Raw genomic sequence first — 22,180 nt, forward strand, 5'->3', positions numbered from 1 at the left:
TGTTTGCCGGTGTCATTTCCAATCGCAGGCAGGCGGGTACAATGGTGCAGGCACTTGCCGCTGCGTGGGCGCTGCGCAATCCTCCCGGGCGATATACCTCCACCCCGGCAAACTTTCCCGGTATTTTTGAACACAACAAAATTCGAAATCAGGCGGTCGGGCAAGCCGGACCACAAACCTGAATTTCATTATGGCGACATCTATTTCTTTTTTGCGGCCGTTTGGCAGGAACCCGGCATCGATTCTGACGCCGGTGTTGCTGTGTCTGGTGCTGGCACTGGCCTTACTGCCGCCGGCACGGCTGCTGGTTATGGCCATGACCGATCTGCCGGTGGCGATGGCGGCGCATGTGGTCCATGCTGCGTAGCGCATCCACCTGGCGGGCGACCGGCAACAGTCTGCTGACCGCCGGTCTGGCCACTATACTCTCCGTACTGCTGGGTACCACACTGGCGTTGTTGGTGGTGCTCACCGACATTCGTGCCAAAGGCTTCTGGGTGTTCATGATCATGCTGCCCATGATGATTCCACCACAGGTGACCGCCCTGAGCTGGCTACAGTTAAGCGGTCCAGGCAGTACGTTGTTGCAAATGCTTCATCTGGCCCCTCCGCTGGGCAGTCCGCAGCATCTGCGTTCCTGGTGGGGGATTTCCATGCTCATGGGCATCCAGCATGCCCCCCTGGTTTATCTGGCGGTCCGCGGCAGCTGATTGCCTTGCCCAAAGAGTTGATTGAAGCAGCCCGTCTGGCCGGTGCCTCGCAGCGTGATGTGGTCCGCGATATGATCCTGCCGCTGTGCCGCAACGGTCTGCTTGCCGGCACAGCCATCGCTTTTGTGTCTGCTCTCGGTAACTTCGGGATTCCGGCAATGCTGGGTATCCCGGTATCCTATTACGTGTTGCCCACGCTGATTTACCAGAAAATGGCCGATTTCGGCCCCGATATGCTGGCCGATGTGTCCAGCCTGTCGGTGATTATCGGCGTGATTGCACTGGTGGGCGTGGTCGCGCAGCAGCATTTTTCCTCACGGATGCCGCTGACCGGCATGCCAGGCAGCCCGCTGGCGTTTTCCCTTGGAGCGCGGCGCTGGCTGGCAGAGCTGGCGCTGTTTTTGTTGGTGCTGGCCATTGTCGTGGTGCCGCTGATCGCCCTGGTTTCCAGTTCGCTGGTGGCGGCCATGGGGATTCCGCTGTCGCTGGATACGGTGAGTCTGCAGGCCTACTGGCAGATACTGTTCCAGCAGAGCGTGACCTTTCGGGCCTTCAGCAATAGCATCCTGCTGGCCGGTTCTGCCTCGCTGATTCTGGCCTGCCTGTGCCTGCCCCTGGCCTACCTGTTTGTGCGTTTTCCTTCGCGCAGCAACGCTTTTCTGCAGGGACTGATCGACATTCCCTATGCCCTTCCCGGTGTGGTGCTGGCGGTGGCGTGCATTCTGCTTTTTGCCCGCCCGCTGCCGCTGATTCAGGTGACGCTGTATGGCACGCTGGGGCTGATTCTGTTTGCCTATTTGTCCCGCTTCATGACGGTATGCCTCAAACCGATACAGAGCAGCATGCAGCAACTGGATCCTGCGCTTGAAGAAGCGGCGCAACTTTGCGGTGCCGGGCCGATGCGCCGACTGCGTGATATTGTTTTTCCGTTACTGGCGCCTGCAGCGTTCGCCGGTATGCTGCTGGTCTTTTTGATTGCCGTCAATGAACTGACGGTGTCGGCACTGCTGTGGAGTGCCGGTAACGAGACCCTGGGTGTGCTGGTGTTCAATCTGGACGATGGTGGTGAAACCGTGCTGGCTTCGGCTGTATCGGTGCTGATTGTGCTCATGGTGCTGGTTCTGATGCTTTGCCTGAACGCCCTGGGCAGACGTGTCCCAAGAGGAGTGATTCCATGGCGCAATTGACCCTGGAAAATATTAGCAAACGCTATGGCGAGCATGCGGTTGTCGATGACATCAGTCTTGCCATCGACAAAGGCCAGTTTGTGGCCCTGCTTGGCCCCAGCGGCTGCGGCAAAACCACGACCCTCAGAATGATTGCCGGATTTGAACAGCTTGATCAGGGGCGCATCGTGCTCAATGACAGGCTGCTGGCTTCGCCCGAGCAACATATCGCGCCGGAGCAGCGCAATATGAGCATGGTGTTTCAGTCATATGCGCTGTGGCCGCACAAGACGGTGCTGGACAATGCAGGATATGCCCTGGCGTTGCGTGGCCTGCGGGGGCAGCCTTATCGTGACCAGGTATTTGCCGCGCTTGAAACCGTCAATCTGGGTCATCTGGCCGATCGCTTTCCCCAGGCCTTGAGTGGAGGCCAGCGCCAGCGCGTGGCTTTGGCGCGCTGTCTGGTCTCTCATCCCGACGTGGTCCTGCTGGACGAACCGCTGGCCAATCTGGATGTGCATTTGCGTGCTTCAATGGAAACCACCTTTCGCGACTTCCATGCTCGGACCGGGGCAACATTCATTTATGTGACGCATGATCAGGCCGAAGCCATGGCGATGGCAGATCGGATTGCGGTCATGAATCACGGCCGTCTTGAGCAGTGGGACACGCCGGAAAATCTGTATCGCCGTCCCGCCTCGCGTTGGGTAGCCACTTTTATCGGCAAGGGGGCGGTGCTGGATGTACCCAGCCATGTGCATGGTAAAAACCTGAGAAGCGATGACATTCTCAGTCTGCTATCCAATAGTGGGGCAATGCATCGTGGCGCCATGCTGGTGCGACCCGAACATGTCATGGTTGTCGATGACGGCATCGAGGTGACCGTACAGCATCGTGTCTATAAGGGCGAGCGCTACCAATATATTGCCAATCTGGCCGATGGCCAGTCCGTAACCTTTTACCACGCCCGTCTGCTTGAGCACGGGCAGACCGTGCAGGTGCAGATCGAGCATGCCTGGGGGCTGGATCTTTGATGCCTGCGTGAGTATTGGTTGCCGGTCCAGGAAATAAGCAGATGCTGAAAGGGGAAGATGTGTGCCCGCCGGCATGACGGTCAGGGGGTAATTGGCTTATTGTTCTCTTGAGGTTTATCGCTGCGCTGTGGTGTCCGGGCGCACTACTCAGCATAGAGGGATGGGGCGCGGTCGCAAGGGGCTGTGTTCATACAAAAAACAGGGGCGCGCGCTGTTGCGCTGCCCCTGTTTGCCGGTGCCGAATCAGCTGTACCGATATCATGCCGGCGTGCGCTGATGGATCCTGACGCGTCCTTAGCAGTCTTTATAAATCGTCATCAGTCCCTATAGCGCACTGTCCAAATGTCATTATTGTCCGGGACACTCGGCACATTCGCCAGCAAGGTCCTCTGCCAGGCGTAGTTGCTTGCTCAGATCACGCAATGCGGTGCGAACACCCTCTTCAATGACCGGATGATAAAAAGGCATATCCAGCATCTGTGCCACAGTCATCTTTTGCTGATGCGCCCAGGCCAGCAGATGCGCCAGGTGTTCCGCTGCCGGCCCGACCATTTCAGCGCCAAGCAAACGTCCGCTGCCATGCTCTGCATAAATGCGCAGATGGCCCTGGTTGACGCCCATGACACGACTGCGGCCCTGGTTGCTGAAAGAGACTTCCCCGACAGCGTAGCAGCCGCAATTGTCAAACTGGCTGGTAACTTCCTTGAAACGCAGGCCGATACTGGCAATTTGCGGGTCACTGAATACCACGCTGATTGACGAACGGCGCAGGCCCTCTGTCACGCTCGGGAATGTACCGGCGTTCTTGCCTGCAATAAGCCCCTGATCGGCGGCTTCGTGCAACAGTGGCAATTGGTTGGAGGCATCGCCTGCAATGAAAATATGCGCCACGCTGGTTTGCATGGTGTATGGGTCGGCCTTGGGCACGCCGCGCGCGTCCAGGTCAATGTTCAGGTTTTCCAGGCCCAGGTTGTCTACATTGGGCTTGCGACCCGTGGCGGCCAGCAGGAAATCGACCGTGACCGAGCCGCTTGTACCGTTTTCGGAATAGTCGATTTTTACTCCTTTGCCGCTGGGCAGCAGACTGACCTGGGTGTCCGCGTCCAGATGCAGATCCATTTGTCCGCGGAAGATGTCCAGCGCATTCTCCAATACAACCGGGTCGGTAATTCCACCCAGTGCATTGTCCTTGCCAAACACATGCACGGTTACCCCCAGCCGATGCAGGGCCTGGCCGATTTCCAGGCCGATGACGCCTGCACCAAACACGGCCACGCTGGCCGGCAGGGTTTCCCAGTCAAAGACATCATCATTGACGATCAGGCGTTCCCCCAGGGACTGCCAGGCGGGCACGATAAAAGGACGCGAGCCGGTAGCAATCACAATACGCTGCGCAGTAATTTCGGTATGGTCGTCGACCACGACTACATGTTCATTTTTGAAGCGGGCGCGGCCAAGGATCCGGTGGGTTGCAGGAAACGCTTCCACGTCTTCGAGCACAAAACCGACGAACCGGTCGCGTTCGGAACGCACTCTTTCCATCACCTGACGGCCATCAATGCGCAGGGCGCCATCTGGATGCACGCCGAACTGATCGGCGGTACGCACATGATGGGCTGCGTCGGCTGCGGCAATAAGCAGTTTCGAAGGCATGCAGCCCACGCGTGCGCAGGTGGTGCCAAACTTGTGGTCTTCTACCAGGTATACATTGTCTGTGGATTTGCGGGCGGCGCGAAACGCGCTCATGCCGGCGGTGCCACCGCCCAGGATAAGGACATCGGCGTTGATTGATTTCATATTCGATCCCTGATATTGGTGTTTATGATGCAACCAGTTTTCATTCTACCGAGTTGCGGGCGAAAAAAAAAGCAGCGGCATCACCCAAGGTGTGCCTGCTGCCGATCTATCGGCTTTGTAATTGCGCTATCGAACTTGCAATAACATGCCGTTGGATAGTGCAGTAGCCGCCTGCCGGAATGGGTTCCGGCAGGCTTGGGCAGACCGGCGCGTTTCAGACTATTGGCCTGGCTGCGCGACCTGCTGTTGCCACTGCAACAACCGCATTACTTGGCGGCGAAATGTGCCGCCAGTTCGTCGCTGCCGCCAATATATTGACCGCCAATGAAAACCTGCGGTGTGCTGGTTTTGCCGGTGATCGCGCGGATGGCCACGGTGCTGGCGTCCTTGCCCAGAACCACTTCTTCAAAGGGCAGATCTTTTTCTTTCAAGAGTGCTTTGGCTTTGGCGCAATAGCCGCAACCAGGCTTGGTGAACATGACAATGGAAGGTTTGTCCTGGTAGTCTTTATCGATATAGCGAATCATCGTATCGGCATCAGACACTTCAAACGGATCGCCTTCTTTTTCAGGCTCGATGAACATTTTTTCAACGACGCCGTCTTTGACCAGCATGGAATAGCGCCATGAGCGTTTGCCAAAGCCCAGATCGGCCTTGTCAACCAGCATGCCCATGCCTTCTGTGAATTCGCAGTTGCCGTCAGGGATCACGGTGATATTGTCGGCTTCCTGCTGCGCTTTCCATTCGTTCATGACGAAGGTGTCGTTTACAGAAACGCAGACGATGTCGTCAACGCCACGTTCTTTGAACGCTTTGGCCAGCTCGTTATAGCGTGGCAGGTGCGTGGACGAGCACGTTGGAGTGAAAGCGCCAGGCAATGAAAAGACAACAACGGTTTTTCCCTTGAAAATGTCGTCGGTGGACACTTTTTTCCAGTCGTCGCCAGAACGCACAGGAAATGTAACGGATGGGACGCGTTGGCCTTCTTTATTCTGCAACATAGTGGATTCCTTATAGTTAGTGAAACAAACAGTCGATGAAAGCAGGCTGGTTGGCTGCAAAGCCTTATTGATAACACAGCGATGTTTCATCAGATGTGTCCATTGTACGCAACGGACTTCGATTAGTAAAATTTATTATTTATATTCTGTTGATAGTTAAAACTAAACATCAAACTTCGCAGCTGGGTGTCGCTGAAAACGGCACACCACAGCGTTTTTGGTCATCATCACGTACCTGTTGCCTATGGGCTGGTATCGGATGCGGCGTGCCATAGAAGTTGCGCGAGTGCTGTCAAAGCTACTGCGCGAAGTTGATCGCTATAACGAAGTTTATAGCTATAAGATAGCTATCTATAGCTACGAGACGGACTTCTAAAATAGACTACCAAATATGGTCTATAAAGAGTGCCATTATTTAATATGACCTAGAAAATATGATCTATTAAATATGGTCTATTAAATATGACTTCTTAAACATGGTCTATTAAAAACAGACATCAATTGATATAAAAAATAGGCATTCATTGATGCAAAAAATAGACCTAAAATAACGTAAAATAAGCGAAATTAATCGTTAATTAGCCATAATTATAGCATATTTAGTCAAATAACGAAAGTATGTAGCTCAGCAGGAAGGGGGCGACCAGGCTGAGTACCACCCCGGAGAAAATGGCCGTTACCAGAAACGGGTTGCCGGCGGTTTTGCGAACAATGGGCAGCGTCGTGTCCATGGCGGTTGCGCCGGCAGCGCCGATACCCGTCATCGGATAGCGGGCTCCGGCAAAGAACAGCACGACAATGGCAAGCAGCTCGCGAAACAGGTCTGTAAGCAGCGCCGTGGCACCGTAGAATTCGCCAAGCCTGGCGGTCACCAGCACGCCCGACAGCGAAAACCAGCCAAATCCGCTGCCAAGCAGCAAGCCATGGCGGATGTCGGTGTTGGTGGCCCAGGCGATGAGGCGCCCGCCAGCAGGGAAGCCACAATAACGACCAAGGGCAGCGTAAACATCGCCGGACGGATGGCATTGCGTTGCAAAGGCGTATGCGCCAGATCGGCGCCAATGAGGAACAGCAGGACGTACAGAAAAAACTCGGAACCTGGTACGGGGACAGTGACGGCCCAATGGGTCGCGAGTGCCGCCAAGCCAAGGCCGACCAGCAAAAAGGCCAGCGCAATGCCGCATTCCCGAATGACATGCATGATGCCCAGGTCATGCGTCACCGTTTGTACGCGGGCGCCAGGCGAAACAGCACCAGCAGCGCCAACGAACACAACAATGTAATGCCTACCGAATACAGCACTGCGGTTTGCAGAATAAGCAGCACCTGATGCATGACTGACAATTGCTGTCCGAAGCGATAGCCGATCGCAAACAGCATGATCCAGACGAACGGGGTGATGGCGCGGGATAGCAGCGACACGGTACGCGGCGATAGCAGATAACCAACGATGTAGCCGGCCAGCAGCCAGGCAGCAATTGGGAACAGGGATAACAGCAAAGAGGTCATGGAAACTGCAGAAGGAGGCAAAGGATACGGCTTGCGGGTGTCGCCAGCGGGCCAGCGGAATCAGGAGGGCTATTTGGGCAGTTTTTCCTTGAGCCGCTGCTTGATGGTTGGCCATTCCTCTTGCGTCACACTATACATATGGGTGTCGCGAACCGTACCATCACGACGCAAGGCGTGGCCGCGCAGCACACCGTCCTTTTTGGCGCCAGGCGCTCGATGGCATTCTGGGACCGCTGGTTCAGGTTGTCGGTACGCCAGCCCACCACATTGGCCTTGAGCGATTCGAACGCATAGAACAGCATGAGATACTTACAGACCGTATTCACATGGGTACGCTGCCACGATTGGCCGTACCAGGTGTAGCCGATTTCGAGCCGGGCGATCTCGGGCACAATGTCATGATAGCGGGTGGTGCCGATGATTTTGCGGGATTTTGCATCCAGCACCACGAACGGCAGCATATGACCTTCCTGCTGTCCCTTGAGCGCCGCTTCAATATACGCCGTTTCCTGACCAGGTTCGGGCACCGATGTGAACGTCAGATTCCACAGTTGCCCATCGGCCGCCGCGTTGCGCAGGCCCTCTGCATGGGCAAGACGCATGGGTTGCAGCACGAGGCCGTGTCCTTCAAGCTGAATCGGCGCAAGAGGTTTGGGAAAGGGTGTGATCATAGGAACGTCCAGCGTAGACCAAGGGTCAAAAGATAGCATTATAAAGAATAACAGGTGATCGTAAATGCCCTTTGGGCCAATACTTGAGGCAAATCGATCCGGACAAAATTCGCGCTAGAGGTGATCCCTAGTGGTCAGACGGTTCACAAATCAGTACTATTTCGACTTCAGGAAGCGCGGGTGCTGGCCGTGGCGATAGATCACCGCCCCCGTACGGCTTTCTTTGTATGACAAAATTCAGGAAGTGAAAAGATGATGAAAATGAAAAATTGGCTACTTGCCGTCATGGTGGGACTGTCTGCCAGTTTTGGTGCAAGCGCGCTGGCCAGTGAGTGGAAAGAACTGAAGGTGGGCATTGAACCAGGCTACGCGCCATTCGAGTATAAAAATGCCAAAGGAGAGATAGAGGGATTTGACGCCGATGTCATGACCGAGATCTGCAAGAAAATGCAGGCCAAATGCATCTGGGTGGAACAATCTTTCGACAGCTTGATCCCGGCCCTGGCCGCACGCAAAATCACGCTGATCCACTCTAGCATGCAAATTACGCCGCAGCGTGAGAAAGTACTTGCTTTCAGTCAGCCCATTTATGGTATTCCCACCCAGTTGATGGCGCGCAAGGATAGCGGGCTGCTGCCGACGGCCGAATCGCTCAAGGGCAAACGGGTGGGCGCATTGCAAGGCAGCACCCAGGAAACCTATGCCAAGCAGAAATGGGGCAGCAACGGCGTGACGATTATTTCCTATCAGGATCAGAACCAGACCTTCGCCGATCTTGCCGCCGGACGGATTGACGCTGCCATTATTGAAAAGCCCAATGGTCAGAGTGGTTTCCTGAGCAAACCTGCGGGCAGCAATTTTGCATTCGCAGGCCCGGCCATTACCGATGACAAGGCATTGACGGGGGAAATCGCCATTGGCATGCGCAAGTCGGACAGCAAGCTCAAACAGGCTATCGATACGGCGCTGGGCGAACTGCAGCAGGACGGCACCATTGCCAAGCTTGCCGCGAAGTACTTCAAGCCGGGTGAAATCAACCTGAACAACGTGAAGCAATAGCATGTTTTTGCATGGATATGGCGTCCAGATTCTGCACGGTACCTGGGAAACCATCAAGCTGGCGCTGTTGTCGCTGCTGGTCGCTTTTGTGCTGGGCCTGATCGGCGCCAGCGCAAAGTTGTTCGGTAATCGGTTGCTGCGCGGCTTGGCCCGCATCTACACCACGCTGATTCGGGGTGTGCCTGACTTGGTGCTGATGCTGCTTATCTTTTTCAGTATCCAGATGGGGCTCAATGAATTTACCGATATGCTGGGGATGGAGGTGATTGAAATTGAGCCATTCTATGCCGGCGTGCTTACCATCGGTTTTATCTACGGCGCCTATTTCGCCGAGACCTTTCGCGGCGCGTTTCTTGCCGTGCCGCGCGGACAGCTGGAGGCGGCGCGGGCCTATGGCATGCGCAGCAGCCAGGTATTTCGGCGCGTGCTGTTTCCGCAAATGATGCGCTTTGCACTACCGGGCATAGGCAATAACTGGCAGGTGGTGCTCAAGGCCACGGCCCTGGTGTCCATTATCGGCCTGACCGATCTGGTTCAGGTGACTCAGGGGGCCGGTCGGGCCACCTCGTCCATGTTCTTGTTCATTTGTGTGGCCGGGCTCATCTATCTTGTGCTCACCAGCCTGTCCAACATCGTGCTGTGGCTGCTGGAACGCAAGTATTCTGTGGGTGTGCGCGAGGCGCAGCTATGATCGAGTCGCTTAACAACTTTCTGACCATCCTGAACGACTATTGGAAGCCGTTGCTGTTCTGGGATGGCACCGCATTTTCCGGACTGGCCGTCACGCTATGGGTGTTGGTGCTCTCCCTGGCGCTGGGGCTGGTGCTGGCTATTCCCATGTCGGTGGGGCGGGTGTCGAAAAATCGCTGGATCGCCTGGCCAATCTGGTTTTTCAGTTATGTGTTCCGCGGCACGCCATTGTATGTGCAGATTCTGCTGATTTACAGCGGCGTCATCGGCCTGCAAGTGGTGCGCGATACCCCTTTGCTGCATACTTTTTTCATGAGCGGCTACAATTGCCTCGTGCTGGCCTCATGCTCAACACGCTGGCCTACACCACCGAGATTTTTGCCGGTTACATCAAAAACAGTGCCCATGGCGAATTGGATGCCGCGCGCGCTTTCGGGATGTCGCGGTATAAAATGTATACGCGTGTGATTTTGCCATCGGCACTGCGGCGGGCGTTGCCGGCCTATAGCAACGAAGTCATTCTGATGCTGCATGCTACGTCGCTGGCCTTTACTGCCACTGTGCCGGATATTCTGAAGGTGGCGCGCGATGCCAACGCCGCCACTTATCTGACGTTTGCCGCTTATGGTACGGCGGCCGTACTGTATATGTGTGTCTCGTTTGTTCTCGTGGCACTGTTTCGCCGGCTGGAAAAGAGAACGCTGGGCTTTCTGAGCCACAGCCAACACTAGGATCGATATGTATAAACTCGATGTTCAGAACATCTTCAAGTCTTATGGACAAAACGAAGTATTGAAAGGCGTATCGCTGCAGGCGAAAGCCGGTGACGTGATCGCCATGATCGGCTCCAGTGGCTCCGGTAAAAGTACATTCCTGCGCTGTATCAATTTTCTGGAACAGCCCAATAGCGGGTCGGTATCGCTTAACGGCGAAACGCTGACGGTAAGCAAGGACGCCAGGGGCGCTTGCGTGTCTCCGACGAAAAGCGCCTGCAGGTGTTTCGCACCAAGCTGGCCATGGTGTTCCAGCACTTCAATTTATGGGCCCACATGACGGCGCTGGAAAATATTATTGAAGCGCCCATTCATGTGCTGGGCGTACCGAAGGCCGAAGCCATCGAGCGCGCGCGACAATACCTGAACAAGGTGGGCCTGCCGCCAGCCGTGGAAAATCAATATCCGTCCCAGATGTCCGGCGGGCAGCAGCAACGCGTGGCCATTGCCCGTGCGTTGGCCATGGAACCCGAGGTGATGCTTTTTGACGAACCCACATCGGCCCTGGATCCTGAGCTGGTCGGTGAGGTGCTGCGCGTCATGCAGAAACTGGCCGAAGAAGGGCGGACCATGATTGTGGTGACCCATGAAATGGGCTTTGCCCGCAATCTGGCCAGCCATGTCATGTTCTTGCATCAGGGGACGGTCGAAGAAGAAGGTTCGCCCGATGAGGTCTTTGGCAATACGCGCAGCCCACGCCTGCAACAGTTCCTGTCCGGAAATCTGAAGTAATGCGAGGCCGCCGCGCCGCTAGCAGGCGTGTTTTTGCTGCTGCCGCATTGTCCCTGTTCTTGCGTACGTACGCAGGAGACTGTCAATGAGTGCGCTGACCATTATTGCTTTATTGAGTCTGGGCGCTTTTGGCGGTTTCATGGCCGGCCTGCTGGGTGTGGGTGGTGGCATGGTGCTGGTGCCTTTTCTGACCCTGCTGTTTGGCGCTTCCCTGATGTCGCCCGACCTGGCTGTTCATTCGGCCATCGCGACCAGCATGGGCATGATCCTTTTTACATCCATCTCCAGCATGCGGGCCCATCATCGGCAGGGCGCGGTCCTGTGGCCGGTGGTCTTTACACTGGCCCCGGGTATCCTGCTGGGTGGTCTGCTCTCTGGCGGTGCGGTATTTGCCTATTTGCACGGTGCGGCATTGTCGCTGTTTTTTGCGCTGTTTGTTGGCTACTCGGGCTTGAACATGTTGCGCAATAAAAAGCCCAAACCGTCCCGGCAACTGCCCGGCATGGTAGGACGCACGGCAGCCGGTACAGGCATCGGGTTTATTTCAGGCCTTGTTGGTGCTGGCGGCGGGTTTTTGTCGGTCCCTTTCATGGTCTGGTGCAATGTACCTTGCGCAACGCGGTGGCAACCTCTGCCGCATTGGGCTTTCCCATCGCGCTATCCAATAGCGTGGGCTACATATTGTCGGGCATTCGCGAAGTAGGCGTGCGTGATGGCATGCTGGGTTATGTTTACTGGCCGGCTCTCATCTTGCTGGTGATCATGAGTGTGTTATTGGCGCCGGTAGGTGCACGCATGGCGCACACCTTGCCCGTCGACAAACTGCGCAAGGTCTTTGCCGGTCTGTTGTTTGCGCTGGCTGCCTATATGCTGTTCAAGGCGCTGCAGCAGTATGGTGTGTTCAGCGGGTAACGGGCGCTGCGCTTGCCGCTGTGTCCTAAGGGCGTGGTGCGCGAAACACTTGCGGGTCGTCGTAGAAAGCCGGGTTTTCGCTGGCGGCATCCCAGCCCGGGATGCCCATCACCGGCAGGGGGCGGTGGGGCTTGACCCTTAGTTGTTCCTCGGTCAGAAGCGTTTCCAAATGTTGCGCCATCACCGCGTCGATATCATTGGCTGGGGTCTCTGACGGGATGCGTATCACATTTGCCGTGATCGCCTTGTATGGATTCACGCATTTTTCCAGCAGGGCATGGCCGATAATGGCGATGTGCGTCTGCTGCCACAAGGCGCGTTCCTTGATAAAAACGCGGCGCCAATCGCGTTGCTCAATTGCCTCCCATAAGGCCGATGGCGCTTGCAGAAACAGGCCGCCCTCATCGAGCAGGGTGATCGTATCGCGTACCACGCCGCGTCGCTGGCCCACACCCTGGCGCGCAATCTGCTGGCACTGGATCTTGTTAAACAGCGTCTTTACTTTTGGAAACCGAAACCAGCACAGGCCGTTGAAAAAGTCATGCAAATTGTCCCGTGTCGGGCACACGCCGTTCTGACCGATGAACTGTTCGTAGGCCATATCGGCAGGTAGCGCAGACTGGTTGGTAAAGCGGACGGGACACGCCGCTGGCGCCAGCGCATTGAGCAATGGCGCTACTGGCATGGGTGAAGTCACGGCTGCCGTTGCCAGCGCAGCCGCGTCCCAATGTGCATGGCCTGGCAGCCAGGCACGCAAAGGTGACCACCAGGGACGTGTGGCGTCCAACCCTGACAGAACCTCAACAATCATGCAATGCGACCTTGCCATCTGTTGTCGTCATGGCGAACTCACTTGACCGTGATGGCCGGTTCGGTATCGCGCCAGGGCATTAATGGCACGACGGAGATGCTGTTGTAGGGTGAGCCATCAATCAATTTTTCGCTCACAACCAGATAGATCAGGGACTGGTTTTCAGTGTCGATCAGGCGCGAGACATTGAGCCCCTTGAACAGAAAGCTCATGCGCTGGGTAAATACATCTTCCTGTACCTTGCGCACAGGTTGCGCAGCCTTGAGCGGACCTGTCTGGCGGCACGACAACGAAAAACGCGACGGGTTTTCTGCGAAACCCAGTGCACCGGACACACCGCCAGTCTTGGCGTAGGACAGATGGCAGGTTACGCCTTCGATCTGCGGATCGTTGAACGACTGGACGCAGACCTTGTCATTGTTGACGATACGCCAGGTGGTGCTGACGCAGCCGATATCATCTGCGACAGCAGTGGCGGGCGCGGCGGTGCCCAATAGTGCGGCGCAGGCAGCAAGCGCGGAAAAGACTCGTTTCATGATGCTCATGATTCCTAAGGGAATAAGTTGAATGTCGGCAAAGAGTTTACACCCAATCGGGCACGACAGGACAGGGACGCGATTAGCCTTGGGCGGTAGGTAAAAATCGCGAGCGCACCGGCCGCCAAATGCGACTACAATAGTTCGGCAGCGTGCTGCGTCCGGAACGACGTTGGCTGTGAAGTTGCATTCATCCTCTTGCCTGTATTGAGCCCGCTTGGGCAACCGCTTACCTCTCTATCCTATGGAAAAATTACGTATTGATAAATGGCTCTGGGCAGCACGCTTTTACAAGACGCGCTCGCTGGCGGCCACTGAAATCGGCAAAGGCCGCGTACTGGTTAACGATCAGCCGGCCAAACCAGCGCGCGAAGTGAGCCCGGGCGACTTGGTGGCAGTCCGACGTGATCAGACCACGATGACCGTTCAGGTGCTGGCGTTATCAGCCATTCGGGGGCCGGCGCCCGTTGCGCGCACACTTTATGAAGAGACCGAAGCGAGCCGGCTGGCGCGCGAGGCGGCGCAGGAACAGCGGCGGCTGGCCGGCGAACCCGCCCTCAGTCTTGAGCATGGTCGCCCGACCAAGCGTGATCGCCGTCAACTGGAACAGGTGAAAAAGGGCGGAGACTGGTAAGCCCGGCAAATCTGCTGGGCAATCAAAGCAGATTGTAAGAAGGGGTTAAACAGCGGCACCAACACCTATCAATTTGTTGCGGATGATTTTACAATCGTGTTCAATCCACTGGCACCCAGCCTTTACAACGGGCGTTTTCCCCAGATTGTTCAGGATATACATCTAAAAAAATCGAGGAGTACAGACATGTTGTTCGACAAGAAAACAAGCCGGCTTGCGCTTTCGGCAATCTGCATCAGTGTCGCATTGGCGCTGGGCGCCGGGCAGGCTATGGCGCAGCAGGCGCCCGCTGCCGCAAGCACTGTCAACCTGCCGGCGCCGCCTACCATCAAGTATGACTACGACATGGATATCTTCCATCCGGTCAGCGCCAAAAACGGTATGGTGGCATCCGAACAGCGTCTGGCTACTGAGATCGGACTGGAAATCCTTAAAAAAGGCGGCAATGCGGTCGATGCCGCGGTGGCCGTGGGCTTTGCCCTGGCCGTGGCATTGCCCAATGCGGGTAATATTGGCGGTGGCGGGTTTATGATGGTGCACGATGCCAAATCGGGAAAGACCATTGCGCTTGATTTTCGTGAAATGGCCCCGTCAAAGGCTGGTCGCGACATGTATCTGGATGACAAGGGCCAGGTCATCAATAATAAATCGCTGTATACCCACTTTGCCGTTGGCGTACCGGGTACGGTCAAAGGGATGGAGCATGCCCTGAAAAAATGGGGCACCATGCCGCTGGCAGAGGTGATGCAGCCAGCCATTGCCCTTGCAGAAAAGGGCTATGCCGTCAGCCCGACGCTGGCCGAAGCGCTGGCCGTGGAAAAAGACAATCTGGGCAAGTGGGAAAACACCAAGGCCATTTTCTTCAAGGATGACGAACCGCTCAAGGCAGGCGAGCAACTGGTCATGAAAGATCTGGCCAATTCCATGAAAATGATCGCAGAGCAGGGCAGTGATGCGTTCTACAAGGGTGCCATTGCCGAGCAGATCGTGCAGGAAATGAGCAAGCATCAGGGTCTGATCAGCAAAGAGGATCTGGCTAATTATAAAGTGGTGGAACGCGAGCCGGTCACCGGCGAATATCGTGGCTACAAGGTTGTATCCATGCCGCCGCCAAGTTCGGGTGGTATCCACATCATTCAGATGTTGAATGTGCTGGAGCACTTCCCGCTGAACGAATCGGGCCCCAACAGCGCCAAAACCATTCGACTGATGGCAGAAACCATGAAGCGCGCGTATGCCGACCGGTCCGAATACCTGGGGGATACCGATTTTGTGAAAGTGCCGCAAAAAGGCCTGATTGCCAAATCCTATGCCGACGAACTGGCCAAACTGGTGGGCGAGGATAAAGTGACGCCTGCCAGGGATATCAAGCCGGGCGCGCCGCAGAAATATGAAAGCGACCAGACTACTCATTACTCAGTTGTAGACAAGGACGGCAACGCGGTTGCCGTCACTTATACGCTGAATCTGAATTTCGGTAGCGGGATTGTGGCTGGCAATACCGGCATTTTGCTGAACAACGAGATGGATGATTTTTCATCCAAGCCGGGCGTGCCCAATGCTTTTGGCCTGATCGGTGGAGAAGCCAATGCCATTGAGCCTGGCAAGCGGCCGCTGTCGTCCATGACGCCAACCATGGTCCTTAAGGACAACAAGCCGTGGCTGGTGACCGGTAGCCCCGGCGGTGCCCGCATTATCACAACGGTGTTGCAGACGCTCACCAACAGCATTGATTTTGGCATGAACCCGGCCGTTGCTGCTGCGCTGCCGCGCTTTCACCACCAATGGCTGCCCGACGAACTGCGGCTGGAACCCGGATTCAGTCCGGATACCATCGAGCTGCTGAAAAAACAGGGCTACAAGGTCGTCGTCAAGCCCACAATGGGCCGCACGCAAACCATACAGATTCGTGACAATATGATGTATGGCTATTCTGATCCGCGTAATCCGGATGGCGTTACCCTGGGGTATTGAATCAGGGCGTGAAAGCAGTTTGAACGGCCTGGGCTCTTGCAGGCCGTTTTCTACAGAGAATGGCGGCTGCATTTGCAGTCGCCGTTTTTTTTGAATGCCTGAGGCGACACCTGAGCGGTTTGCTTTTGCATTGACCCCAGATCCGTGGGGAAGGCGCCAGGCTATGCGTGCGCATCCAAAACCCCAATGCGAAGTATGGCAAGGACAAATTCTGTGTGCCGCTTTGGTATGATGAGACGGCAAACCTGATGTCGGACATCGTGAAGCACAGCATGGGCTGACCCGTGCCATGGCTGCATTCGGCCCGGCCGGTCGAGTAGTCACGCGAAAAGGAACGTCATGAGCAAATCACTTGTCCAATTATTGAATACAACATATCCGCTGATTCAGGCACCGATGGCGGGTGTTTCCACGCCGGCACTGGCCGCCGCCGTATCTGAAGCCGGTGCGCTGGGCTCATTGGGGCTGGCCTCCGCCTCGCTGGATCAGGCGCGCAGCATGATCACCGAGGTGCAGCGTCTGACGCGTAATCCGGTCAATATCAATTTTTTCTGTCATCGGCCGACCGCGCCGGATCCGGCGGCCAGCGAGGCATGGTTGGAGCACCTGCGTCCCATGTTCGAAGAATTCGGCGCTACGCCGCCATCAGAACTGAAAGACATTTACCGGCCGTTTCCCGATTACCCGGATATGCTAGAACTGGTGCTGGAAACCCGTCCGGCCGTGGTCAGCTTCCATTTCGGCCTGCCGTCGCAGGAGTACATTGACGCGTTGAAAAACGCCGGCATCGTGCTGATGGCCAGCGCCACTACGCCCGCAGAGGCCAGGCAGATCGAGGCCGCCGGCATTGATGTACTGGTTGCTCAGGGCTATGAAGCCGGCGGGCATCGGGCGTGTTCGACCCGGAAAACGGCGATGCCCAATATGGCACATTTGCCCTGGTGCATATGCTGGCAACCCAATCCGCATTGCCGGTGGTGGCCGCCGGCGGTATCATGGACGGTGCAGCCATCAAGGCCGCGCTGGCGCTGGGCGCAGCCGGCGTGCAATGTGGTACGGCGTTTGTGCTGTGTCCGGAGTCGGCCGCCAATGCTGCTTACCGCAAGGCCTTGCAAAGCGAACGCGCTTATGACACCCGGGTGACAACCACACTGTCGGGGCGCGCGGCGCGTGGTTTGCGCAACCGCCTGTATATCGACGAACCGGCCAGCGCCCGTCCGCCCACCCCTGGCTATTCCATGACCTATGATGCGGCCAAGGCATTGAATGCCGCAGCCAGCGCCAAAGGCAGTGATGACTTTGCCGCACAATGGGCTGGCCAGGCCGCAGCGCTGGCCCGGCCGATGCCGGCTACGCAAATGGTGCAGACATTGGTCAGGGAGGCCGGCTGGTAAACCGGCAGGATCATGTGAAATCAGCCAGTGTGCCCGGCAATGCGTCGGGCGCCTGGCTAACGCGCGAGCGCTATCGTCATCGTGATTATCATTACAAGTGGCATCATCACATGTGTCATCGTGATGGCCTTATGCGCGCGTTTGATGCCTGCGTAGAATAACGCCTCGCATCAGGAAAATCACCAGGCCGATAAGCGTCATCAGCAGGCCTGCCCATACCGGCGAGACCAGTCCCAGGCCGGCGGTAATGGTGATGCCGCCCAGCCAGGCCCCCAGGGCGTTGGCGGCATTGAAAGCGGCATGCGTCAGGGCACCCATCAGCGTGGGCGCCTGCGGGGCGCTCAGCATGATCTGGACCTGCATGGAAGGCACCACCAGCATAGAGCTGAACGCGATGCCGAACATACAGATCAACAGCATCCAGGAAGTACTTGCTGTCAGGCCAAGTATGACCAATGTAATCAGCACACAGCAAAAACCAATGATGATTCCCTTTTGTTGATATTTATCGGCCAGATAGCCGCCCAGCAGGTTGCCGCTGGTCATGCCGGCGCCAAAGGTCATCAGGCCACTGGGATCATCGCGGCCGGCAAATGGGCTACATCCGTCACCATGGGGCCAATATAGGTATAGACGGCAAAAATGCTGCTGGTGCCGATGGCGATAATTAGGAGCAGAAACCAGGCTTTGGGCGTTTTCAGGCCACGCAGTTCCTGGCTGACCGGATTGCCCTTGAGCGCATCCGATTTAGGTAGCCAGCGCCACAGACAACCGAAGGCCGCCAGCCCGAACAGCGCGACCAGCAGATAGGTATTGCGCCAGCCCAGTACCTGTCCGGCAAAGGTGGCAGCAGGCGCGCCAATGATATTGGCCACCGTCAGGCCCAGCAGGATCAGCGAGACAGCCCTGCCGGTCTTGCTTTTGCCAACCAGATGGGCGCCGGCCACAACGCCCGCGCCAAAATAGCAGCCATGCGGCAGCCCGGTCAAAAACCGCGCCACGATGAGCCATTCGATAGAGGGTGCCAGCGCTGACAGCACATTGCCTACAATGAACATGAAAAACAGCAGAAGCAGAAACGGTCGCCGATGCAGTCGTGCGCCTGCCATGGTCAGCAATGGTGCGCCAGCCACAACGCCAATGGCGTAGGCGGAAATGGCATGACCTGCAGCCGGTATGCTGACCTGCAGATCGCGTACGATCAGGGGCAATATACCCATACTGGCAAATTCAGTGGTGCCGATACAAAAGCTGCCCAGGGACAGCGCGAGCAGGGCCAGGGCCACGTGTTGTGGCGTCGTGCCGGAGGTTGAAGGTTGCATGATGCAGGTAGGTGATAGGGAGTGTGCGGGTGGCTGCCAAGCCGTTTAGTCGGTCCGCCAGGACGGATCGTCACTGCCCCAAAGACCGCCAACCTGGGAAAAACTGGCATGGCTGTCTATGGCAAAGGCAGGACGTGATTGTATAACGATTCCCGATGGGCTGGGCTGGCGCAACTGCCACGGTGACACATCAGCAAGCGCCATGCCTTTATCAGAGGCAATGCCGCGGGCAAGCAGCCAGTGAGCGGTGGCCAGCAAATGTGCCTGCACGCGCCAGGTGCCGCCTTGTTCGCTGCGCCATTTGAGTGCGCGCATAATGCCGGCCGCCAGCAGATAGCCGGTGGCATGATCCAGCGCCTGCGCCGGCAGGGCCCCGGGCGTGGCGCCGTCCGCAGATTCCAGCATGCCAATGCCGGTCGCTGCCTGCACGATACTGTCAAAGCCGCGCCGCTCGCCCCACGGGCCTGCGAACGTCCAGGCCGACAGTGTTGCGTGAATCAGATGAGGGTAGGTTCGGGCCAGCGTCGCACTGTCCAGCCCGAAAGCCGCCAGTGCCTGCGGGCGATAGCCCGTGACCAGTACGTCGGCCGTGCTCAATAATTCATGCAGCCTGTGCAAAGCTTCGGGTTCACGCAGGTCGAGCAGAGCAGAGCGTTTGTCTGCTCCGGTGTCCACATGTTGCACCGGCAATTCCGGCATGGCCGGATTATCAATCCGCAACACATCGCAGCCCAGATAGGCCAGCGTGCGCGTGGCAACCGGTCCGGCAATCACGCGGGTCAGATCCAGCACCCGTGGCCGCCCCTGCTGCGAGCCGGGCGGTATTGGCGTTTGCGGCGCGATATTGTCTATGGACAGCAGCGGCACGCCAGCGGCTTGCTGCGCTTGTTCCGACTGCTGCCATTGCGCGGTGTCGCGCACCTTGACGGCAATGCCTCTGGCGGCGGTCACTGTTTCTTCGACATCAATGGCGCGCCACTGCTTGAGCGTATCGGCCAACTGTTCACGCGGGCACGCATCGGGCAGGCCAAGCGCATCCAGCAGACGCTGGCGGTGATGGGGATAGTTGCCATGCAACCTGACCCAGCCATCTTTGGTTTGAAAAAAGCCTGAGTGAGACTTGAAGACCGCAGCGTGCTCGCCGTCGATTGTTTGCAATTGATCATTGCGAAAGGCAACCGACACTTGCGCCGGCTCTACCGTCACGGTCTGCGCCTGGCGCAGATCGGCGGCGGACAATGCGGCCGCAGCCACGGCGCCGCAAGCCAGTTCATTGACCTGCAGATTGGACGGTAAAAAATTACCCGTACCCAGTTGCAGATGCTCCCGCACATACTGTGGGGACAGTTGCAAAACGGGCAGCAGTGCACCAAGAAGGCTGTTGGACAGCGGCGCTTGTGGGTGGCGGGTGGCGTCGGTCATGAGGCGTTTTCCTGCGCATCAGTGTGAAATACCGTAAATTCGTCTACCTCGATCCGGCTGGTGGAAAATTGATTGGCCGGGTGTTCGGTATCCTCATAGCCAAGGGAAATACCGCAAGCGATAATCTGGTCGTCAGCGATATGCAGATGGCGCCGAATGATTTCCGGATAGTTGCTCAGTGCCGCTTGGGGACAGGTATGCAGTCCCAGCGATCTGGCGGCGATCATGATGGTCTGGATAAACATGCCAGTGTCCATCCAGCTGCCGGTCTCCATGTCGTTGTCCAGCGTAATGAACAGGACAACCGGTGCATCGAAAAACGCAAAATTGCGGCCATGCTGGCGTTTCATGCCGGCCTTGTCCTCACGGGTGATGCCCAGTGTGTTGTACAGCGACCAGCCGGTTTCGCGACGTCTTGCCAGATAAGGTTCGCGCCATTTTACCGGGTAGTACTGGTATTCGCGCTGTTCCGGCTGGCCATTGTCGTGCGCCTGCATCAACGCCTGCGCAAGGGCATCGCGTGCGGCACCGGACACCACATGGACTTTCCAGGGCTGAATATTGCTGCCGCTGGGTGCGCGCGCGGCGGCATGCAAAATGGTGTGGATGTCTTCGCTGGAAACCGGGTCGGGCAAAAAGCCGCGTACGCTTTTGCGGGTCAGGATTGCCTGCAGGGTTTCATTTTCGAAGTGGAGGTCTCGGCTATTCATGGGAACTCGTCTGGTCGTCGGGCATGGATGTCAATTGAAATACTCAGCCGTCAACACAAAAGACGGCAACTTCACTTTACCATTTTTTCAGTACATGCAATATGAGCCGGCGGGGTTCTCGCTTGCGGCAACGGCCATGCGCTAACCCGGCTTTTGCTGGGGCCTGCATTTGAAAATGACCATAAATTCTAATGTGAATCGTGTCTATTCTTATCGCAAAAAAAACGTTCCCTATTCAAAGTGCGCTGCGTAGACTTTGTCTGACGGTGATCGCCATGGCGCAAACTTATCACAGTTGAAATATCACCGGACAGCCGCAATCAATCACCATAAGGAAACCGTCCTATGAGTACGACAGCATTGAAGGTAAGGGAGCTTCCCGTCAATCAACAGATCCAGGTTCTGCCGCAGTCTGGATATACCGGCGCGCTGATCACCGGCGTTAACCTGACCAAGCCGCTCTCGCGCGAGCAGATTGCCGCCATACGCGGTGCGCTGAACAAATGGGGCGTGGTGTATTTCCGGGATCAGCACCTGAATCACGCCCAGCATATCGCTTTCGGTCGGCAGTTTGGCGACGTAACGCCGGGACATCCTTATGAGGGTGATCTGGCGCCCAGCGGTTTCCCGGAAATTCACACTGTCTCGCCGCAGGCCTACCAAAAACGCTATGGCGATCAGTATCGTCGGCAAGAGGGCGGTAACGGTCCCGGCTGGCACGCAGATGTGACGCCGCTGATCAACCCGCCGGCCTACTCAATTCTGCGCGCCGAAGTCGTGCCCGAATTCAGCGGCGACACCCACTTTACCAATGTGGCCGCAGCCTATCGCGGTCTGTCCAGGCCAGTGCGCGATCTGATCGACACGCTGCGCGCCGAACATCGTTTCGGCTCCAATCAGAACGCCGAACGCAGCAACGAGAAAATCGGCGAGTGGGTCCGCAACAAGCCGCTGGCATCGGTGCATCCGGTGGTGCGGATACACCCGGACACAGGCGAGAAAGTAATTTACGTCAATCCGTCGTTCACGCGCCTCATTGTGGGTGTCTCGGCAAGAGAAAGCCGCCATATCCTGGATCTGCTGTTTGAACAGATTGCCAATCCTGTCTACACCGACAGATTCCGCTGGGAGCCTGGGTCCATTGCTTTCTGGGACAACCGCGCAGTGCTGCATCTGGCACCGCGTGACTTCGAACATCTGGATGTGGCGCGCATATTGCACCGTATAACCCTGGTGGGTGATGTGCCGGTAGGGCCAGCGGGTGAGCGCTCAACCTCCATTGAGGGTGAGCCGTTTCTGGCGGCATGAGCCGGATGTCGGTCA

The 22,180-nt window shown here is 56.8% G+C and carries 19 protein-coding genes and 6 pseudogenes; 14 read left to right on the forward strand and 11 right to left on the reverse strand.

The features are described from left to right. The first annotated feature begins 41 nt into the window (after positions 1 to 41). The 5 genes from TKWG_RS23495 to TKWG_RS01980 are packed head-to-tail and all read left to right on the forward strand — an operon-like array spanning position 42 to position 2,910. Positions 42 to 182 carry a hypothetical protein gene (locus TKWG_RS23495; RefSeq protein ID WP_171815104.1) on the forward strand — a complete coding sequence of 47 codons (141 nt, stop codon included), beginning with the start codon at positions 42 to 44 and terminating at the stop codon, positions 180 to 182. A gap of 8 nt (positions 183 to 190) precedes the next feature. Beyond that, positions 191 to 367: a hypothetical protein gene (locus tag TKWG_RS24350; protein ID WP_238534288.1), complete on the forward strand. Its 177-nt coding sequence runs from the start codon at positions 191 to 193 to the stop codon at positions 365 to 367. Next, entirely contained in the window at positions 348 to 710 is a 363-nt protein-coding gene (locus TKWG_RS24355) for an ABC transporter permease family protein (protein WP_238534289.1), read from the forward strand. Before TKWG_RS24350 ends, TKWG_RS24355 begins: the two co-directional genes overlap by 20 nt. Positions 711 to 715: 5 nt before the next feature. After that, on the forward strand, positions 716 to 1,897 hold the full coding sequence (locus TKWG_RS01975) for an ABC transporter permease (RefSeq protein WP_238534290.1): 1,182 nt from the start codon (positions 716 to 718) through the stop codon (positions 1,895 to 1,897). Beyond that, a complete protein-coding gene (locus TKWG_RS01980) occupies positions 1,885 to 2,910 on the forward strand; it encodes an ABC transporter ATP-binding protein (protein WP_014749217.1) in 1,026 nt (341 codons plus the stop codon). Before TKWG_RS01975 ends, TKWG_RS01980 begins: the two co-directional genes overlap by 13 nt. 348 nt (positions 2,911 to 3,258) lie before the next feature. Here the strand turns inward: TKWG_RS01980 and TKWG_RS01985 are convergent, their stop codons facing one another. The 5 genes and pseudogenes from TKWG_RS01985 to TKWG_RS02010 form a co-directional block, all read right to left on the reverse strand. After that, positions 3,259 to 4,707: a dihydrolipoyl dehydrogenase gene (locus TKWG_RS01985; RefSeq protein ID WP_014749218.1), complete on the reverse strand. Its 1,449-nt coding sequence runs from the start codon at positions 4,705 to 4,707 to the stop codon at positions 3,259 to 3,261. A 266-nt stretch (positions 4,708 to 4,973) separates the two neighbouring features. Next, the gene (locus TKWG_RS01990) at positions 4,974 to 5,708 is read right to left on the reverse strand and encodes a glutathione peroxidase (RefSeq protein WP_014749219.1); all 735 of its coding nucleotides are present in this window, start codon (positions 5,706 to 5,708) and stop codon (positions 4,974 to 4,976) included. Between the two features lie 599 nt (positions 5,709 to 6,307). Further along, positions 6,308 to 6,909, reverse strand: a pseudogene (locus TKWG_RS26835) (lysine exporter LysO family protein). 17 nt (positions 6,910 to 6,926) lie between these two features. Then, positions 6,927 to 7,217, reverse strand: coding sequence for a hypothetical protein (locus TKWG_RS02005; protein WP_014749222.1), 291 nt, complete (start codon positions 7,215 to 7,217; stop codon positions 6,927 to 6,929). Positions 7,218 to 7,286: 69 nt separating this feature from the next. After that, positions 7,287 to 7,888: pseudogene (locus TKWG_RS02010) on the reverse strand (GNAT family N-acetyltransferase). 252 nt (positions 7,889 to 8,140) lie between these two features. Here TKWG_RS02010 and TKWG_RS02015 point away from each other — a divergent pair. The 5 genes and pseudogenes from TKWG_RS02015 to TKWG_RS02035 all read left to right on the forward strand — a co-directional run bounded on the left by TKWG_RS02015 (position 8,141) and on the right by TKWG_RS02035 (position 12,054). Next, positions 8,141 to 8,947 (forward strand): transporter substrate-binding domain-containing protein, encoded by an 807-nt coding sequence (locus TKWG_RS02015; RefSeq protein ID WP_014749224.1) that lies wholly within the window; start codon positions 8,141 to 8,143, stop codon positions 8,945 to 8,947. 1 nt (position 8,948) lies between these two features. Then, positions 8,949 to 9,638: an ABC transporter permease gene (locus TKWG_RS02020; RefSeq protein WP_014749225.1), complete on the forward strand. Its 690-nt coding sequence runs from the start codon at positions 8,949 to 8,951 to the stop codon at positions 9,636 to 9,638. After that, positions 9,635 to 10,368 (forward strand): annotated as a pseudogene (gene hisM / locus TKWG_RS02025) (histidine ABC transporter permease HisM). The gene TKWG_RS02020 and the pseudogene hisM overlap by 4 nt, the downstream one beginning before the upstream one ends. 7 nt (positions 10,369 to 10,375) lie before the next feature. Next, positions 10,376 to 11,142 (forward strand): annotated as a pseudogene (locus TKWG_RS02030) (ABC transporter ATP-binding protein). 85 nt (positions 11,143 to 11,227) lie between these two features. Next, positions 11,228 to 12,054 (forward strand): annotated as a pseudogene (locus TKWG_RS02035) (sulfite exporter TauE/SafE family protein). 25 nt (positions 12,055 to 12,079) lie between these two features. On the opposite strand, the gene TKWG_RS02040 reads toward TKWG_RS02035, so the two are convergent. Both TKWG_RS02040 and TKWG_RS02045 read right to left on the reverse strand, forming a co-directional pair. Beyond that, on the reverse strand, positions 12,080 to 12,865 hold the full coding sequence (locus TKWG_RS02040; RefSeq protein ID WP_014749228.1) for a DUF3025 domain-containing protein: 786 nt from the start codon (positions 12,863 to 12,865) through the stop codon (positions 12,080 to 12,082). Between the two features lie 38 nt (positions 12,866 to 12,903). Continuing rightward, positions 12,904 to 13,401, reverse strand: coding sequence for a CreA family protein (locus TKWG_RS02045; protein ID WP_148274457.1), 498 nt, complete (start codon positions 13,399 to 13,401; stop codon positions 12,904 to 12,906). 244 nt (positions 13,402 to 13,645) lie between these two features. Between TKWG_RS02045 and TKWG_RS02050 the strand changes: the two genes are divergently transcribed. The 3 genes and pseudogenes from TKWG_RS02050 to TKWG_RS22215 all read left to right on the forward strand — a co-directional run bounded on the left by TKWG_RS02050 (position 13,646) and on the right by TKWG_RS22215 (position 17,403). Then, positions 13,646 to 14,035, forward strand: coding sequence for an RNA-binding S4 domain-containing protein (locus TKWG_RS02050; protein ID WP_014749230.1), 390 nt, complete (start codon positions 13,646 to 13,648; stop codon positions 14,033 to 14,035). Positions 14,036 to 14,221: 186 nt separating this feature from the next. Beyond that, the gene (ggt, locus tag TKWG_RS02055) at positions 14,222 to 16,009 is read left to right on the forward strand and encodes a gamma-glutamyltransferase (protein ID WP_014749231.1); all 1,788 of its coding nucleotides are present in this window, start codon (positions 14,222 to 14,224) and stop codon (positions 16,007 to 16,009) included. Between the two features lie 339 nt (positions 16,010 to 16,348). After that, positions 16,349 to 17,403, forward strand: a pseudogene (locus TKWG_RS22215) (NAD(P)H-dependent flavin oxidoreductase). A 129-nt stretch (positions 17,404 to 17,532) separates the two neighbouring features. On the opposite strand, the gene TKWG_RS23890 reads toward TKWG_RS22215, so the two are convergent. From TKWG_RS23890 to TKWG_RS02080, 4 genes are read right to left on the reverse strand one after another with little or no spacing between them, the layout of a single operon-like run. Next, entirely contained in the window at positions 17,533 to 17,967 is a 435-nt protein-coding gene (locus TKWG_RS23890; protein WP_050981504.1) for an MFS transporter, read from the reverse strand. Continuing rightward, the gene (locus tag TKWG_RS23895; protein ID WP_202947757.1) at positions 17,967 to 18,725 is read right to left on the reverse strand and encodes an MFS transporter; all 759 of its coding nucleotides are present in this window, start codon (positions 18,723 to 18,725) and stop codon (positions 17,967 to 17,969) included. Before TKWG_RS23895 ends, TKWG_RS23890 begins: the two co-directional genes overlap by 1 nt. Before the next feature lie 45 nt (positions 18,726 to 18,770). Beyond that, on the reverse strand, positions 18,771 to 20,147 hold the full coding sequence (locus tag TKWG_RS02075) for a CoA transferase (protein ID WP_014749234.1): 1,377 nt from the start codon (positions 20,145 to 20,147) through the stop codon (positions 18,771 to 18,773). Further along, on the reverse strand, positions 20,144 to 20,857 hold the full coding sequence (locus TKWG_RS02080) for a nitroreductase (protein ID WP_014749235.1): 714 nt from the start codon (positions 20,855 to 20,857) through the stop codon (positions 20,144 to 20,146). Before TKWG_RS02080 ends, TKWG_RS02075 begins: the two co-directional genes overlap by 4 nt. A 345-nt stretch (positions 20,858 to 21,202) precedes the next feature. Here TKWG_RS02080 and TKWG_RS02085 point away from each other — a divergent pair, with 345 nt between their 5' ends. Further along, on the forward strand, positions 21,203 to 22,165 hold the full coding sequence (locus tag TKWG_RS02085; RefSeq protein WP_014749236.1) for a TauD/TfdA dioxygenase family protein: 963 nt from the start codon (positions 21,203 to 21,205) through the stop codon (positions 22,163 to 22,165). The last annotated feature ends 15 nt before the right edge of the window (positions 22,166 to 22,180 follow it).

Origin of the sequence: Advenella kashmirensis WT001 (genome assembly GCF_000219915.2) — a bacterium.
Lineage (GTDB): Bacteria > Pseudomonadota > Gammaproteobacteria > Burkholderiales > Burkholderiaceae_B > Advenella > Advenella kashmirensis.

Coding starts and splice junctions, on each gene's coding strand:
- TKWG_RS23495 (WP_171815104.1), top strand. CDS start 42: ATGGTGCAGGCACTTGCCGCTGCGTGGGCGCTGCGCAATCCTCCCGGG.
- TKWG_RS24350 (WP_238534288.1), top strand. CDS start 191: ATGGCGACATCTATTTCTTTTTTGCGGCCGTTTGGCAGGAACCCGGCA.
- TKWG_RS24355 (WP_238534289.1), top strand. CDS start 348: ATGTGGTCCATGCTGCGTAGCGCATCCACCTGGCGGGCGACCGGCAAC.
- TKWG_RS01980 (WP_014749217.1), top strand. CDS start 1,885: ATGGCGCAATTGACCCTGGAAAATATTAGCAAACGCTATGGCGAGCAT.
- TKWG_RS01985 (WP_014749218.1), bottom strand. CDS start 4,707: ATGAAATCAATCAACGCCGATGTCCTTATCCTGGGCGGTGGCACCGCC.
- TKWG_RS01990 (WP_014749219.1), bottom strand. CDS start 5,708: ATGTTGCAGAATAAAGAAGGCCAACGCGTCCCATCCGTTACATTTCCT.
- TKWG_RS02005 (WP_014749222.1), bottom strand. CDS start 7,217: ATGACCTCTTTGCTGTTATCCCTGTTCCCAATTGCTGCCTGGCTGCTG.
- TKWG_RS02015 (WP_014749224.1), top strand. CDS start 8,141: ATGATGAAAATGAAAAATTGGCTACTTGCCGTCATGGTGGGACTGTCT.
- TKWG_RS02020 (WP_014749225.1), top strand. CDS start 8,949: ATGTTTTTGCATGGATATGGCGTCCAGATTCTGCACGGTACCTGGGAA.
- TKWG_RS02040 (WP_014749228.1), bottom strand. CDS start 12,865: ATGATTGTTGAGGTTCTGTCAGGGTTGGACGCCACACGTCCCTGGTGG.
- TKWG_RS02045 (WP_148274457.1), bottom strand. CDS start 13,401: ATGAAACGAGTCTTTTCCGCGCTTGCTGCCTGCGCCGCACTATTGGGC.
- TKWG_RS02050 (WP_014749230.1), top strand. CDS start 13,646: ATGGAAAAATTACGTATTGATAAATGGCTCTGGGCAGCACGCTTTTAC.
- ggt (WP_014749231.1), top strand. CDS start 14,222: ATGTTGTTCGACAAGAAAACAAGCCGGCTTGCGCTTTCGGCAATCTGC.
- TKWG_RS23890 (WP_050981504.1), bottom strand. CDS start 17,967: ATGACCTTTGGCGCCGGCATGACCAGCGGCAACCTGCTGGGCGGCTAT.
- TKWG_RS23895 (WP_202947757.1), bottom strand. CDS start 18,725: ATGCAACCTTCAACCTCCGGCACGACGCCACAACACGTGGCCCTGGCC.
- TKWG_RS02075 (WP_014749234.1), bottom strand. CDS start 20,147: ATGACCGACGCCACCCGCCACCCACAAGCGCCGCTGTCCAACAGCCTT.
- TKWG_RS02080 (WP_014749235.1), bottom strand. CDS start 20,857: ATGAATAGCCGAGACCTCCACTTCGAAAATGAAACCCTGCAGGCAATC.
- TKWG_RS02085 (WP_014749236.1), top strand. CDS start 21,203: ATGAGTACGACAGCATTGAAGGTAAGGGAGCTTCCCGTCAATCAACAG.